The 14,495-nt window shown below is 67.0% G+C and carries 14 protein-coding genes; 5 read left to right on the forward strand and 9 right to left on the reverse strand.

Features of this window, described 5'->3' with window-relative positions; genetic code table 11:
• Positions 1-130 precede the first annotated feature (130 nt).
• Together EDL96_RS08195 and EDL96_RS08200 are read left to right on the forward strand one after the other, a co-directional pair.
• Positions 131-1,606: an APC family permease gene (locus EDL96_RS08195; protein ID WP_123825295.1), complete on the forward strand. Its 1,476-nt coding sequence runs from the start codon at positions 131-133 to the stop codon at positions 1,604-1,606.
• Between the two features lie 88 nt (positions 1,607-1,694).
• Positions 1,695-3,050: an NAD(P)/FAD-dependent oxidoreductase gene (locus tag EDL96_RS08200; protein ID WP_123825296.1), complete on the forward strand. Its 1,356-nt coding sequence runs from the start codon at positions 1,695-1,697 to the stop codon at positions 3,048-3,050.
• A 79-nt stretch (positions 3,051-3,129) separates the two neighbouring features.
• On the opposite strand, the gene EDL96_RS08205 is transcribed toward EDL96_RS08200, so the two are convergent.
• Positions 3,130-4,104, reverse strand: a complete 975-nt coding sequence (locus EDL96_RS08205; RefSeq protein ID WP_199732565.1) for an AraC-like ligand-binding domain-containing protein — start codon at positions 4,102-4,104, stop codon at positions 3,130-3,132.
• A 192-nt stretch (positions 4,105-4,296) separates the two neighbouring features.
• On the opposite strand from EDL96_RS08205, the gene EDL96_RS08210 reads away from it, so the two are divergent.
• Complete coding sequence (locus tag EDL96_RS08210; RefSeq protein ID WP_123825297.1) at positions 4,297-5,712, forward strand: aldehyde dehydrogenase family protein; 1,416 nt, start codon at positions 4,297-4,299, stop codon at positions 5,710-5,712.
• An 85-nt stretch (positions 5,713-5,797) separates the two neighbouring features.
• On the opposite strand, the gene EDL96_RS08215 is transcribed toward EDL96_RS08210, so the two are convergent.
• The 8 genes from EDL96_RS08215 to EDL96_RS08250 form a co-directional block, all read right to left on the reverse strand.
• Entirely contained in the window at positions 5,798-6,253 is a 456-nt protein-coding gene (locus EDL96_RS08215; RefSeq protein WP_123825298.1) for a pilus assembly protein TadG-related protein, read from the reverse strand.
• Positions 6,254-6,261: 8 nt separating this feature from the next.
• Positions 6,262-6,741: a hypothetical protein gene (locus tag EDL96_RS08220; RefSeq protein WP_233568776.1), complete on the reverse strand. Its 480-nt coding sequence runs from the start codon at positions 6,739-6,741 to the stop codon at positions 6,262-6,264.
• The gene (locus EDL96_RS08225; RefSeq protein WP_123825299.1) at positions 6,722-7,072 is read right to left on the reverse strand and encodes a pilus assembly protein; all 351 of its coding nucleotides are present in this window, start codon (positions 7,070-7,072) and stop codon (positions 6,722-6,724) included. Before EDL96_RS08225 ends, EDL96_RS08220 begins: the two co-directional genes overlap by 20 nt.
• A 53-nt stretch (positions 7,073-7,125) precedes the next feature.
• Positions 7,126-7,323, reverse strand: coding sequence for a hypothetical protein (locus EDL96_RS08230; RefSeq protein WP_123825300.1), 198 nt, complete (start codon positions 7,321-7,323; stop codon positions 7,126-7,128).
• Positions 7,324-7,474: 151 nt separating this feature from the next.
• Positions 7,475-8,416 carry a type II secretion system F family protein gene (locus EDL96_RS08235; protein WP_123825301.1) on the reverse strand — a complete coding sequence of 314 codons (942 nt, stop codon included), beginning with the start codon at positions 8,414-8,416 and terminating at the stop codon, positions 7,475-7,477.
• Positions 8,413-9,273, reverse strand: coding sequence for a type II secretion system F family protein (locus tag EDL96_RS08240; protein ID WP_123825302.1), 861 nt, complete (start codon positions 9,271-9,273; stop codon positions 8,413-8,415). The genes EDL96_RS08235 and EDL96_RS08240 overlap by 4 nt, the downstream gene beginning before the upstream one ends.
• Positions 9,273-10,556 carry a CpaF family protein gene (locus EDL96_RS08245; RefSeq protein ID WP_123825327.1) on the reverse strand — a complete coding sequence of 428 codons (1,284 nt, stop codon included), beginning with the start codon at positions 10,554-10,556 and terminating at the stop codon, positions 9,273-9,275. Before EDL96_RS08245 ends, EDL96_RS08240 begins: the two co-directional genes overlap by 1 nt.
• Positions 10,557-10,965: 409 nt before the next feature.
• Positions 10,966-11,643, reverse strand: coding sequence for a GntR family transcriptional regulator (locus EDL96_RS08250; RefSeq protein WP_233568777.1), 678 nt, complete (start codon positions 11,641-11,643; stop codon positions 10,966-10,968).
• 189 nt (positions 11,644-11,832) lie between these two features.
• Between EDL96_RS08250 and EDL96_RS08255 the strand changes: the two genes are divergently transcribed.
• Both EDL96_RS08255 and EDL96_RS08260 read left to right on the forward strand, forming a co-directional pair.
• Positions 11,833-13,134 (forward strand): MFS transporter, encoded by a 1,302-nt coding sequence (locus tag EDL96_RS08255; RefSeq protein WP_123825303.1) that lies wholly within the window; start codon positions 11,833-11,835, stop codon positions 13,132-13,134.
• A 2-nt stretch (positions 13,135-13,136) separates the two neighbouring features.
• Positions 13,137-14,348 (forward strand): alpha-hydroxy acid oxidase, encoded by a 1,212-nt coding sequence (locus EDL96_RS08260; RefSeq protein WP_325049544.1) that lies wholly within the window; start codon positions 13,137-13,139, stop codon positions 14,346-14,348.
• Positions 14,349-14,495 lie beyond the last annotated feature (147 nt).

The raw sequence follows: 14,495 nt of genomic DNA on the forward strand, positions 1-14,495 counted from the left end.
GTGGAGGGTGTGGAGGGTGCGCGTTCACGGCCAACCGGGGCGCGCTGGAACACAACACCGCACGGTGTGCCTTGGGTCACATTGGTGTCATCAGGAATTCGACACCTTCCCGCGCCACCTTGAGGTCACCATGACGCAGAACCCCCAACCCGAACTGGCCCACCGCCACCTGTCGACCACCTCGCTGGTGTACATGATCATTGCGGCCTCCGCCCCGCTGACCGTGCTGGCGGGCGGGGTTCCCACCAATTTCGCGGTCTCCGGTCTGCTGGGCGTGCCGGTCAGCTATCTGGTCCTGGGCGTGATCCTGGTGCTCTTCGCCGCCGGGTACGGAGCCATGAGCAGCCATGTGCAGAACGCCGGCGCGTTCTACGCCTACATCACCGAGGGCCTGGGCAATCGGCAGGGCATCGCGGCCGCGATCCTGGCCCTGGTCTCCTACAACATGATGCAGATCGGGCTCTACGGCCTGTTCGGCTTCGCCCTCTCCAACGCCCTGAGCACCTGGACCGGCCTGACGGTCCCCTGGTGGGCCGCAGCCGCTGTGGGCTGGGTGGTCGTCGGAGCCCTGGGCGTCAACAGCGTGGATCTCTCCGCCAAGGTTCTGGGCATCCTGGTGGGCCTGGAGTTCCTGGTGGTGATCGTGGTGAGCGTCCTGTCGATCGGCTCCGCACCAGAGGGTCTGTCCACCCAGACCCTGCAGCCCGGCCAGTTCTTCACCACCGGCATCGGCGTGCTCCTGGCCTTCGGCATCGCCGCTTTCATGGGCTTCGAATCCGGCGCCATCTACTCCGAGGAGACCAAGGACCCCCGCCGCACGGTGGCCCGGGCCACGTACATCGCCGTGGGTGTGATCGCCCTGTTCTACGCCGCCTCCGCGTGGGCCTTCGCCATGGGTGTGGGGCCCTCGGCAATCATCGGAAAGTCCCAGGAGTTCGGACCGGACCTGCTGTTCGTCTGGCTCGCGGGCCATTCCCCCGTCCTGGCCGAGATCGCCAACATCCTGTTCATCACCAGCCTGTTGGCGGCCCTGATCGCCTTTCACAATGCCGCCGCCCGCTACTTCTTCGCCCTGGGCCGCTCGCACGTCCTCCCGCGCTACCTCAAGCGCTCGACGACGGCGGGTGCCCCCTGGGCCGGTTCCCTCACCCAGTCGGTGCTGGCGCTGGTGGTCGTCGCGGTCTTCGCCGTCGCCGGTATCGGACACGAACTGGGGCCGCTGTACCCGGTGATCACGCTGTTCACCTGGCTGACCAACGCGGCGGCATTCGGACTGGTGTTCCTGCTGGCGGTCACCTCGATCGCCGTCGTCGTGTGGTTCGCGAAGGACCACCACGGGCACGGAGTGTGGACGCGCCTGATCGCACCGGGGCTCTCCGCCGTGGGCCTACTGGTCGTGGCCGGGCTGATCCTCTTCAATTTCGATCTCATGATCGGTGCGGAAGGCCCGTCGCTGCTGGTAGTGGTCATGCCGGGGATCATCATCGCCGCCGGCGCGCTGGGCCTGGTGTGGGGCGAAGTCATCCGCCGCCGGGATCCCTCCGGGTACCAGTCCATGCGCCACCAGGACCAGATCGACGAGGACGACGAATACGCCGTCCCCTGACCCGCAGCACCATGAACCGATGAACACCGGCCTGGCCGGACACCCAACCCCACCCACCGAACACCGAACCCACCGGAAGGACAAGAACATGGCTACCCCACACGCCGTCGTCGTAGGAGCAGGCTTTGCAGGCCTGGTCGCCGCGCGGGAACTGCAGACGGCAGGTATTGATGTCGAGATCGTGGAGGCCCGCGACCGCGTCGGCGGACGCGCCTGGACCGAGGACCGCATGGGCCATCCGCTGGAACTGGGCGCCACGTGGGTGCACTGGATGCAGCCACACATGTGGACGGAGATAACGCGGTACGGGCAGAGCATCTTCCCCAGCCCCGTGAGCGACCGCGCGTACTGGATCACCGACGGCCAACTCAAGGAAGGGTCGGAGGCCCAGGTGGACGCGATGCTCGAGCGCCCCATGGCCAAGATCTTCGAAGGCTCCCGGGAGTTCTTCCCCAACCCCCACGACCCCCTGCACGTCCTGTCCGAGGACTTCACCGGCCCGGCCGAGGTCCGCGAGCGCTTCCTGGCCTTCGACGACCAGAGTCCGTTGGACGCCCTGCGCAATGGTGAGTTCACGCAGGAGGAGATCGACCTGTGCGACTCGTACTGGTCGGCGGGCTACATCGGCGACCCGCACAACGGTTCGGCCCTCATGGCCAAGCAGTGGGTGGCGCTCTCCGATCATCGGCTACCCCTGCTGGACGAACAGACGTTGCGGTTCAAACTGACCAACGGCATGCGCGGGGTCTACCAGAACATGGCCGCCGACCTGCGGTGCCCCATCCGGTTGTCCACGCCCGTGCGCAAGATCGAACACAGCGGTTCGGGCGCCACGGTCACCCTGGAATCCGGGGAGACGATCGCCGCGGACGCCGTGATCGTGACCGTTCCCGTGGGGGCTTTGGGGACCATCGAGTTCGAGCCTCGGCTGGCCCAGGCCATGCAGCGGATCGTGGACCAGAAGTGGAACTCCACCGGGGCCAAGATCTGGATCAAGATCCGCGGTCACCACAACATCTTCGGCTACGCCCCCACCCCGGCCAAGGCCGCCATGATCCGCAGCGAGTACTTCCTGGATCCACAGAACCCCGAGGATCCCGACGACGAGGGCTCGACCATCGCGGTCAGCTTCGGCTCCCATCACGACCGTGTGGACGTCAACGACCCCGCCTCCGCTCAGGAGATCGTGAATCAATGGCGCCCGGACCTGGAGGTCATCGACTGCACCGGTCACGACTGGGTGGCGGACAAGTGGAGCGGCCAGGCATGGGCCACGCTCAAGAAGGGCCAGTTCACCAACGGCTGGCACCACTTCGGTAACACGCAGACCCGCATGCATTTCGCGGGTGCTGACTGGGCAAAGGGCTGGCGCGGCGTGGTGGTCGAGGGTGCTCTGGAAACCGGGTTGACCACCGCCCGGCGGGTGATCCGAGAGCTGGCCTGAGCGACCGACACACAGGATTCACCCTGGATTCGCTGGGATTCATGGCGACGACGGCGGCCCACCGGGACGTCGTCGTCGCTCAGCCGCCCAGGACTCGGGAGCGGTAGGCCGACGGCGACTCCCCGTACTCGGTCTTGAGCGCCTTGGACACGTAGGAGGGGTCGAACAGCCCGTACCGGGAGCTGATGGTGTGCACGGATTCGTGCGCAAGCAGCGGGTCTGCCAGGTCCTGGCGGATGCGTTCGAGCCGCCGCGCGCGGATGTAGGCGGACACGGTCTGCTCCCCTTGAGAGAACCGGCTGTGCAGCTGCCGCACGGACACGTAGAGCGCGCCGGCGATCCGCGAGGGTGAGAGTTCGGGGTCGTGCAGGTTGTCCTCGACGTAGGCCTCGGCCTGTTGCAGCAGGATGTTCTCCGTGGTGTCCCGCCCGGAGGCGTGGGCCTCAGCCGAAAGCACCGTGACCAGCATGTCCAGCGCGGAGCGCACCAGGCTCATGGCGTGGGCACCTTCCAGCAGGTCGATGTTGGCGGCCAGTTGTTCGAACAGCGGGACGGCCACGCGCCCCAGGCCCTCGTTGCGGCTCACGCGCGTGGCCGTGACCTGCCCGATCTGTTCGGGACTCATGTGCACCACGTTCTGCGGGAACAACACCACCAAACTGTGCTGCGGACCCGGATAGGACAGCTCGTAGGGCCGCTGGGTCACGTACAGGGCAAGGTCCCCGGGTTCGAGCAGGCACGTACGGCCGTCCTGGACCAGCTTGGCCGCCCCGGAGATCTGCAGGCTCAGTTTGCAGTAGGCGCCGGTGGTCGCGGCGGCCAGCTCCTGGTCACGCAGCACGGTGTGGGCGTCCGTGTGCATGTCGAAAAGGTGTACGTCCTCCAGGCTCGCGGACCGCAACGACGCGCGGAACGCCGCCTCGTCCGGGGCGCTCAGCAGTAACCGCCCGATGGCTTGTGTGATTGCTTCGCGCCATTCGGGCATGGTCATGGCCGAGTCCCGTGGCGGCGCATCTGGACCGGACGGCGGCACCTGTGGATCGTTGGATGTCATGTGTCTGCTCTCCCTGATGCGAAGCTACCACCCTGTGATGTGAGGCACACTCGTGACCAACAAGCCTGCGCTCCTGGGCAACCGGTCCGCACGCAGGGCCACGGACCATGGACCCAGGAACACCTCCCTCCGCCGGGTCCACCGGATGAACCGGGAACCACTGCGGCAGGCCCATCACGTCAAGGAGATCTCGTGAGCACTTCGACCAGCACGTACCAGGAACTGCTCTCCGCCGTCGTCGCGGAGAACGGGCGCCCGGTCCATGACCCGGCCACGGACGAACTCATCGGCACCGCACCCGTGCAGGACGTCGCACGGCTCGATGAGCTCGTGGCCGCCGCCCGCGCCGCGCAGCCCGCCTGGGGTGCCAAGTCCCACGCAGAGCGCAGCGAGGCGCTCATGAAGGCCGCTGACGCGATCGAGGCCAACGCCGAGCCCCTGGCCACACTGCTCTCCCGCGAACAGGGCAAGCCGCTCAACGGTCCCAACGCGCGGTTCGAGGTGGGCGCGTGCGCCGCGTGGTTGCGCGCCACCGCGTCCTTCGAGCTCGAGGAACAGACCCTGGTCGACGACGGCGAAACCCACGCGGTCCTCAACTACCGCCCCGTCGGTGTGGTCGGGGCAATCGGCCCCTGGAACTGGCCCATGATGATCACCGTGTGGCAGATCGCCCCGGCCCTGCGGATGGGCAACACCGTGGTGGTCAAGCCCTCCGAGTACACGACGCTCAGCGTGCTGGCTCTGTGCCACGTGCTCAACTCCGCGCTTCCGGAAGGCGTGCTGTCCGTGATCGCGGGCGAACGCGAGGTGGGGGCCGCAGTGTCCACCCACGAGGGCATCGACAAGATCATGTTCACCGGCTCCACCGCCACCGGCTCCAAGATCATCGAGGCCTCCGCGAACAACATCACCCGCCTGACACTGGAACTCGGTGGCAACGACGCCGGGATCGTCCTGGACGACGTGGACCCGGCCGCGATCGCCGAAGGCCTGTTCTGGGGCGCGTTCATCAACACGGGTCAGACCTGCGCGGCCCTCAAGCGGCTCTACGTCCCGGATGCCATCTACGACGACGTGTGTGCGGCCCTCGTGGAGTTCGCGGGCAAGATGCCCATGGGCGTGGGCCTGGAGGAGGACAACGTGCTGGGCCCGCTGCAGAATGCCGCACAGTTCAAGATCGTGGACGACCTGGTGGAGGCCGCCAAGGCCTCCGGCGCACGCGTTCTGATGGGCGGCGAACCGGACCGTGACGCGCCCGGCAACTTCTACCCGACCACCCTGGTGGCCGACATCTCCCCCGATGCCGAGTTGGTGGTCAAGGAGCAGTTCGGCCCCGCCCTGCCGATCATCCGCTACACGGATCTGGAGGACGCGATCGCCCAGGCCAACGCGCTGGACGTGGGGCTAGGCGCGTCCGTGTGGTCGGCCGACCGTGACCGTGCCAAGGAGGTTGCCGCTCGCATCCAGGCCGGCACCGTGTGGATCAACTCCCACGGCGGCGTGGACCCCCGCATCCCGTTCGGTGGCGTCAAGCGCTCCGGCTACGGCGTGGAGTTCGGTGTGGAGGGCTTGAAGCACCTGGGCGTCCCGCAGGTCATCAACGGATGACCCTCCCGCCCTCTTTCCCGCCGAACCCTCCCGAAACTCGCCCATCATGCGTTGATGGACGAGTTTCGCGAGGGTTCGGCGGTGTTCACTGTTCGAATTCGGCTCGGGCGTCGCCGGTTGCCGTGATGGGCACCCCGCCCGGAATGATCCAGGCCACCACCGGCGGATGGGCCACGGCGTCCAGGGTCACCTGCGCGGTGCGCCCGTCAGGAGTCCCCGTGCCGGCCCCCACGGACAGACTGTCGACGTCGAACTCGGCGCCCACCTCCGTGAGGTACGACGATGCAGCTCCGGACACGCTCGAATCCGTGAGTTCCGCTGCGGGTCGGCCGCTGCCGTCATCCGGGATGTCCAACCCACGGAAACTGTCGGCGGCAGCCAGGGCCGCGTTGTCGGCGTGCGCCTGCAGCTTTCGCTCCGCGAGGTAGATCGACGTCACCGCCATGACCACGATCAGCGCCAGCAGGCAGATCAGCATCATTCCGACGATCAAGATGGAGATCTGGCCGTCGTCGCTATCGTCATCGGGTCCCTGGCCCATGGGCCGCCTCATGCGTACCGCCCCACGACGACGGTCGAACTGTGCTCCATCCGCGCCACTCGATAGGTGCCCAGCAGGGGAATACGCGGCAGGTCCACCGTGGTCACCGCGGTCACGGTGGCCACGGCACCCGGTTCGTTGCAGGTCCCGTCCGAACAACTGATCTGGATCTCGATCTCGCCGGGTGCCAGTCCCTGGTCCGTCGCGGGCAGGCGTGCGGCGGATTCGACCACCCCGAGATCCAGGTCCTCGGCCGGTACGTTGGCAATGACCTGCGAGCCCTGCTGCGCAGCGGCCACTGCGGCGAAGGACGCCGCCTGCGCCTGCGCGAGAACGGCCACGAAGATTACGATCGGCACCAGCAGGATCACCGACAGCACGGAGAACTCAACCAGTGCCGAGCCGGTGTCCGGATCCGTCGCCGTCGGGACGCGGTCCTGTAATGATCCGGTGGTGCGTTCACGGCTCTCAGCTCGTGTCAATCGCATGCCCCGTGACCTCCAATGTGCCGGGAGGCCCAAATGGCCCCACGATGGGCAGTGGCGCCACCACGGTGACCTCCAACGTGGGCACTCCGTCGATCGTGGCGGCATCGGCGCGCACGTTGCCGGCGAACCCGGGGCCAACTGTTTGCGTGATGAGGTCATTCGTCCGCCCCACTGCATCGGAGGGTCCCCGGTCCGCGAGTGTCCCGTACCGCGCGCCGTGGGAGGCTGCATCGATCAGGACATTGCGGACGTGCAGCGCAAAAATCACCTGCAGGGTGACCGCGAAGAGGACTGCGGTGACTCCGGCGACCATCGCCCATTCGGCGACCACCGAGCCAGAGTCCTTGTCGGACGAGCGGGTGTCCCGTGGCTCGCGCCCTGAAATCACTGCCCCGTGACGCGCGCAATCGCGTCATTGAACAGGCCTTCGAGTGCCGGTTGGGCGATCAGGAGCAGGCCCGCCACCAGGACCGCGCTCATGAGGGTCAGCATGACCCACCCGGGCACGTCTCCCCGATCGGCGTGATCGCCGGCAGTCAGGATGGCGTCCTCCGAGGGGTTCTCGACGGGGTTCGTGTTCATGGCGTTTTCCTCTCGGGTTGACCGGTCGATCCGGTCGTGGGTTCCGACGGCGAGGTGATCGACGTCGTTGGTCGGTTTACTGGTCTTGGGACGAGGTCATTGCCGTCCACCGCGCCGTGGAGCAAGGGGTGGTCCCGTGAACGTGCGCCGGTCACAGTTCCAGCCTCAGAACAGCGATGCCCGGGAACACTGCGAAGAGCACGGACAACGGGAGCACCAGGAACACGAGCGGCACCATCATGGCGATCTCCTTGCGACCGGCGATCTCCATCAGGTCGCGTTTGTCCTCGTCACGTACGTCCTGGGCCTGGGCTCGCAAGACCTCGGCCAGAGGGGTTCCTCTTTCCAGGGCGACGACGATCCCGTCGACGAATCGTGAGACGTGTGAGACGCCCACCCGGTCCGAGAACTCCTGAAGGGCCTGCACCAGGGGGACGCCGGACTTGGTCCGGACCAGGACCGCCCGGAACTGCTCCGCGAGGACGCCGTCGGCAACACGCCCGACGCGTTCCAGCGCGCCGAGGGTGGACTCGCCCGCACCGACCGACAGCGCAAGGATCTCGGCCACGGCGGGGAACTCCGCGAGCATCCTTGCCTCGCGGGACGCGATGCGTTGGTTGAGCCACCAGCCCCTCCACCAGGCACCGGCAAAGGCCCCACCGGCGGCCACGACTGCCACGGCCGCGATGGGCGCGCCAAACCGCAGGACGGCCGCCACACCCCAGACGAGTCCGAGGACCGTTCCGGCCAGAACGGCCAACACCTGCTCGGCGCGGTAATCGGAAACGGTACGCTGAGCGCCTTCCCGCTCGAGTTTCCCGCGCAGCTGACGCAGGGAGTCCCCGGAACTCCACCTCTCCCAGGCACCCGTGAGCGGGGCAATCAGGTGTCCGGCGATGCCCAACGCACCGCGGTCACGCCTGGCCCGCAATTGCTCTGCATGGCGAACCGTGGCATCCGACGCCCGCATCTGCGCCAGGACCCGCCGCGTGAGCTTGCGACCTTCCTCGGAAGGTGCCGGCATCAGAATCAGCCAGAGGCCCCAGCTCAGAACGATTCCCAGGACAAGCGGGATGACCAGGGGCAGGTTCATCGCAGCACCCTTTCCGGTTCGGGGAGTGCGCCCAGCCTCAGCATCAACCGGTAAGCCACGAAGGAAATCGCAAGACCGCCCAACAGCACGACGGCACCCGCCGGTGAGTCATAGGCCTGGACGGCTGCCGGTTGGCTGGTCATCAGGAGCAGGATCAGCCAGGGGGCAGCAACCGAAAGGCGTGCCGCGTTGACCGTCCAGGACTGTCGAGCTTCGAGTTCGCTGCGGGTGCGCGAGTTCTCACGCAGGAACTCGGACAGCGTCCCCAGGAGACGGCCGAGGTCGGTACCGCCCACTTCGCGCGTGACCCGCAAGGATTCCACGATGTTGTCCGCCACGGGATCCGCCAGCTCCGCCTTGAGCGCGTCCAAGGCCGGAATGAACTGGCCCGTGGCCCGGTAATCAGCGGCGAATCGGGCAAAGGCCGGTTGAACAGCCGCAGGTCCGCGGTGCTGCAACTGCGCGAGCGCTTCCGGAAGCGACATGCCGGCCCGGATGGCAGACCGCAGGAGGTCCACGACGTCCGGCCAGACCGTCCGCAGTTGCTTGGCACGACGTCGCATCCGTTGTCCCAACAAGGCCCACGGAATGAACGCCGCCACGATGGCCGCACAGGACGCAAAGACCACCCCTCCGGTCACCGCGAACACGACGACGGCCGACACCACGGAGCACAGGCCCGACAACACGACGAGCGAACTCGGCCGAACGTCATGTAGGCCCGCGCGGTCGAGCCGGGTTCGGATCACACCCTCGCGGTGAAGGCGCCGTCGCCGCGCCTCGGCGGGGCGCTCCCAGAAGGACCACCAGATCAGGAACAACCCGGCACCCAGGCCGAGTCCGAGCAGAAGACCCATCAGGACCCCCGGTTTCCGCGCGGCTGGTCATCGGTACCCGTATCGGCGTCCAAGTCGGAGAGCAGACCCTCGACGGGTATTCCGGCCAGCGCGAATTTCTGCGCCGCCGGTACCTCGCCGGCTACGGCGAGCAGGTCACCGTCGACTCTGCGGAACACGGGGTAGGTCTCGATCACGCCGTTCTCCACCCTGGTGCCGAGGGCCAGGACCTCTTCAACCTCGCGGTGACCGTCGGGGCGTCGTCGGCAGTGGACCACCAGGTCGAAGCAGGCGGCCACGGTGGGGACCACGAAGTTCGAGGAAATGTTCTCTCCGGCCAGCAGCGGAAGTGTGCAGATCTTGGTCACGGCATCCCTGGCCGAGTTCGCATGGATGCTGCACATGCCCGGCAAACCGGAGTTCAAGGCGATGAGCATGTCGAGTGACTCGGCCTCACGGACCTCGCCGACGATCAGTCTGTCCGGGCGCATGCGCAGCGCTTCCTTGACGAGCCTGCGGAGCGCGATCTCGCCGGTCCCCTCGAGGTTTGCCTGACGGCACTGCATTCCCACGACGTCGCGCAGCGGTACCTGCAGTTCGAAGATCTCCTCCACGGTCACTACCCGCTGGCGAGGGTCGATCTCCGCACACAGGCAGTTGAGCATGGTGGTCTTGCCGGCCTGAGTGGCACCCGAAACCAGGATGTTCAGACCGGCCCGCACCGCTGTAGCCAGAAACCTGGAGGCCTGCGGCGACATGGACCCGAGCCCGACGAGTTCGTTCAGGCGCCGCGCGGCGACGATGAACTTCCGGATGTTGACGGACCAGTGCTCTCTGGTGACGTCGGGGATCACCACGTGGAGTCTCGAGCCGTCAGGCAGCGAGGCATCCACGAACGGCGAACTTAGGTCCAAGCGCCGTCCGGAACGCCGCAGCATCCGCTCCACCAGACGACGCACCTCGTCGTTCTCGACATGCAACCCCGTCAGCTCGGACTCGCCACCGCGCGCCACGAACACCTGATCAGGACCATTGATCCACACTTCTTCGATCGAATCGTCGTCGAGCAACGGTTGGAGGACGCCGAAGCCAGCGACGGCGTCGAGCACCTCACCGCGGGTGACGTCCAGATCCGCAAACGCGACGGCCCCCGAGCGTGCCGACGCGTGATCGTATTCCTGAAGGACGTCCTCGATGATCCGGGCCGCTTCGTCTGGACTCTCGACCGGGTCCAGCCCCTGAAGGCGGACACGTTCGCGCACGCTGTCCAACACCCAGGCCATCGCCTGGCTCTCCGTCGACATCCCGGAGGCCGCAGCGGCAGACATGACGGGGTCCGTCCGCACCATCTGGCGTCGAATTCCCCGCGGTGCAAGCTGCGCCATCGCGGCCCCCTCGTGTTCAGCTCTCGCCCCAGGCCGAGAAGGGCCGGGACCACACCCGCACGATCACCCGGCCCATGTCTTCTGACCTGGGCCGATTCACCGCGTCGGGTGTCGAGATGAATCTAGACGCGATTCACATCACACCGGAACACCCTTGAGTTCTGCTGTGGAAAACTCTGCTGACCTGGGCAAACAGTCACCATCAGGCTCGACACGCTTCGACGCACCATGCACCCCCATGTAGGTGTGGGCCCACCGGCGGACAGAGGTCAAGGGGCCTCAAGACCCACACAATCCCGGACACGACGACGGCGCAGGGCGGCGAGAATCACCCACGCCAGAGCAGCGCCTCGGCCCCCAGATCAACACCCATGGTGGAACGGATCGTTCGCAGGTGAACCCGCATGGCCTCGGCAGCCGCTGCCGACTGGCCCTCCGTGATGGCCTTGTAGATCGCCTCGTGCTCCTCGAGCTCCCTGGGGTTCCCCAGATGATCGCGCAGCTGCGGGAGCACGTGCTGGGCGCGCACCATCTCCGCGTAGCAGCGCTGCAAGGAGCTCAGCAGTCGCGTACTGCGCGCAGAATGTGCGATCTCCAGGTGAAAGGACCGTGCGCGTTCGGTGCGGGCCATGGGGTTCTTTGGCCCTGCCGCCTCCTGCCTGTCGAGGCACTCCCGCAACCGCCCGATGGTCTCCGCGTCCGCAAAGCGCGCACACTCCGCAGCGGCGTGGGGCTCCAACAACATGCGCAGATCCAGGACTTCCGTGAGGTCCTGCTGGGTCATGGGCCGCACCAGGTAGCCCTTCTTGGGCAGCACGGAAACCAGACCTTCGGTGACCAACTGATGCAAGGCCTCGCGCACGGGAGTCTTGGAGCTGTCGAACCGTTCGGCCAGATCCGATTCGATGACCACCTGCCCCGGGGCCAACTCACCCGTGAGGATCATGGTCCGCAAGCGCTCGTTGATCGTGGCGGTCAGCGACGACCGCTTTTTCTGCTCAACCACTTGTGAACTGTATCACACTCGGTTAGAAATATATTTCATGGCCCCAGATGCGCAGCACCCCCGCAGCACGACGAACACCCGCCTCCGAATCACACGACACTCGACCCCACCGGCAAGGGCGACGACGGCGCCGTCGCAGCTTCAAACTCCGCACCGACCACTCACCCGGATGACAGTGTCGAGAACAGCATGTCCCCCAGCGCGAGGCGGGCCCTGTTCGCCGCGGTGACCGGCACCCTCATCGAGTGGTACGACTACGCCCTCTACGGCGCAGCGGCCGGTCTGGTGATCGGTCCCCTGTTCTTCGCCGGCACGGACACCGGTGCCACCATGGCGGCCTTCGCCACGTTCGCCGTCGGATTCGTGGCCCGTCCCTTGGGCGGACTGGTGATCGGTCACATGGGCGACCGATACGGACGCCGCCCCGCCATGATGCTGACCATCATCCTGATGGGCCTGGCCACCGTGGGCATCGGCCTACTCCCCACCAGCGCGGTCATCGGGGCGTTGGCCCCCGTCCTGCTGGTGGTCTTTCGCATCATCCAGGGCATGGGAGCCGGTGCGGAACTCGCGGGTGCCATGACCATCGTCTCCGAATTCGCACCGCCCAAGCAACGCGGGTTGATGACCTCGTTCGTCCTGGCCACTCCCCCGGGCGGCATCGTGCTGGCCACCGGCGCGTTCCTGGCAGTTTCCAGCCTGGGCGATCAGGCGTTGCTCGGCTGGGCATGGCGTCTGCCCTTCCTGGCGTCGGTCCTGCTGTTCCTGCTGGCCTGGTTCATCCGCCGCCACCTGGAGGAAAGCCCCGAGTACGTTGCGGCGATGACCCGCGCGGAGGCCGAGAAGCAGAGCCACCACGTCCCCGCCATGCAGCTGCTCAGGCACCACGGCCGCGCGCTCGTCCTCGGTTTCATGGCCATGACCGGCCACAACGCGCTGAACTACGCCATGGCGGTCTTTGCGCTGTCCCTCATGACCTCCAACGCGGTCGGCATGGAACGCAGCGCAGCCCTTGCCGCGGTGACCATCGGCACGGTCTTCGGCATCTTCGGTGCGCCCCTGGGCGGTATGGCCGCGGACCGCTGGGGCCCCACCAAGGTGTTCGCCGCCGGCAGCGCCGTGGGTGTCCTGTACGCCTTCCCGTTGTTCGCGGGGCTGACCAGCGGCAGCGTGATGTTGGCCGGTGCGGCGGTGGCCGGCGGATACGGCATCGTGATCGCCATGAGGGGAGGTAGCCAGGGTGCTTTCCTGGCGCACTTGTTCCCCGCCCGCGAGCGGTACAGCGGCATTGCCGTGACCCGTGAGGTCAACGCCGCGCTGGTCGCTGGGTTGACCCCGCTCGGGTTGGCGTTCGTGATCCAGCTCTGCAACGGTGCGGTGGTGGCTGCCGCCGTCGTCGTCTCCTTGGCCTGTCTGCTGTCCCTGATCGCGATTCTGGCCTCCCGCTCTGTCAAGGAGCAGGCCATCAAGGGCGAGGTGACGGGTCAGTGAAGCTGCAACGACAAATCCCCCGCATCGCCGAACTGCGGCCGCTGTTGCAGTTCGACCGCCCCACCCTGGACCGGCGTCCCGCGAGGTTGGCCAAGGCCGCCGACGTGGAGGGCTTGCGTGCCATTGCACGACGACGGACGCCGCGCCCCGCCTTCGACTACGTGGACGGTGCCGCGCTGGCCGAGGTCACCGCGGCAAGGACCCGCGAGGCCTTCCGGGACACCACCTTGGTGCCGAACGTCCTCAAGGGCACAACCACCGTGGACCCGGCCGTCACCATCGCCGGAGGAGTGAGCGCGCAGCCGTTCGGGATCGCACCCACCGGCTTCACCCGCTTCATGCACTCCGAAGGTGAGGACGCCGGTGCGGCCGCGGCCACCGCTGCGGGTATCCCGTTCGCACTGTCCACGATGGGCACCCGGTCCGTGGAGGCGGTGGCCCGGGCCTCCGGGCTGGGCCGGCGGTGGTTCCAGCTGTACCTGTGGAAGGACCGGGAGCGATCGCAGGAGCTGATCGACCGGGCCTGGGCCAACGGATTCGACACGCTGTTGGTCACGGTGGACACCCCCGTGGCCGGACTACGCCTGCGGGATGCACGCAATGGCATGACCATTCCCCCGAGGATCAACCTGCGGACGGTCGCCGACGCCTCGCTCCGCCCGGAGTGGTGGTTCAACTTCCTCACCACGGATCCGCTGACCTTCGCCTCCCTCTCGGATTCCGCCTCTTCCCTGCCCGAACTGATCAACGGGATGTTCGACCCCTCCCTGAGCTGGACGGACCTGGAATGGACCCGCAAGGCCTGGCCGGGCAGGTTGTTCGTCAAGGGTGTCCTGACCACCGACGACGCGCAGCGGTGCATCGACTCCGGGGCGGACGGCCTGGTGGTCTCCAGCCACGGAGGACGGCAGCTAGACCGCACGGTGGTTCCGCTGCGGGCGCTGCCGGAGATTCGGGCGGCCGTGGGGCCGGACGTGGAGTTGATCTACGACTCCGGCATCATGTCCGGGACAGACATCGTGATCGCCATGGCCCTGGGTGCGGATATCACGTTGATCGGCCGCGCGTACCTGTACGGCTTGATGGCCGGTGGGCAGGAAGGTGTGGAGAAGGTCATCGAGATCTTGGCCCAAGAGGTCGAGGTGACCATGCACTTGCTGGGCGTGAAGTCGTTCCAGGACCTGACCCCCGACCACGTCCGGGCCCCCTGGTGACCCCGTACCCCGTTACCTTCTCCGCGGCGCCTGGATCGTCCAGGATGAGCAGGTGCCGGCCAGCCGGTCCTCGGCATGATCGTTGCCCCCAGTCGCACTCATGATCCGGGGGGTGTTGTCACCGAGGACCGGTCTGGTGATCACGGA

This window comes from Kocuria soli (assembly GCF_003797835.1).
In the GTDB taxonomy this organism is placed as follows: domain Bacteria; phylum Actinomycetota; class Actinomycetes; order Actinomycetales; family Micrococcaceae; genus Kocuria; species Kocuria soli.

Coding starts and splice junctions, on each gene's coding strand:
- EDL96_RS08195 (WP_123825295.1), top strand. CDS start 131: ATGACGCAGAACCCCCAACCCGAACTGGCCCACCGCCACCTGTCGACC.
- EDL96_RS08200 (WP_123825296.1), top strand. CDS start 1,695: ATGGCTACCCCACACGCCGTCGTCGTAGGAGCAGGCTTTGCAGGCCTG.
- EDL96_RS08205 (WP_199732565.1), bottom strand. CDS start 4,104: ATGACATCCAACGATCCACAGGTGCCGCCGTCCGGTCCAGATGCGCCG.
- EDL96_RS08215 (WP_123825298.1), bottom strand. CDS start 6,253: ATGGGCCAGGGACCCGATGACGATAGCGACGACGGCCAGATCTCCATC.
- EDL96_RS08220 (WP_233568776.1), bottom strand. CDS start 6,741: ATGCGATTGACACGAGCTGAGAGCCGTGAACGCACCACCGGATCATTA.
- EDL96_RS08230 (WP_123825300.1), bottom strand. CDS start 7,323: ATGAACACGAACCCCGTCGAGAACCCCTCGGAGGACGCCATCCTGACT.
- EDL96_RS08235 (WP_123825301.1), bottom strand. CDS start 8,416: ATGAACCTGCCCCTGGTCATCCCGCTTGTCCTGGGAATCGTTCTGAGC.
- EDL96_RS08240 (WP_123825302.1), bottom strand. CDS start 9,273: ATGGGTCTTCTGCTCGGACTCGGCCTGGGTGCCGGGTTGTTCCTGATC.
- EDL96_RS08245 (WP_123825327.1), bottom strand. CDS start 10,556: ATGTCGACGGAGAGCCAGGCGATGGCCTGGGTGTTGGACAGCGTGCGC.
- EDL96_RS08255 (WP_123825303.1), top strand. CDS start 11,833: ATGTCCCCCAGCGCGAGGCGGGCCCTGTTCGCCGCGGTGACCGGCACC.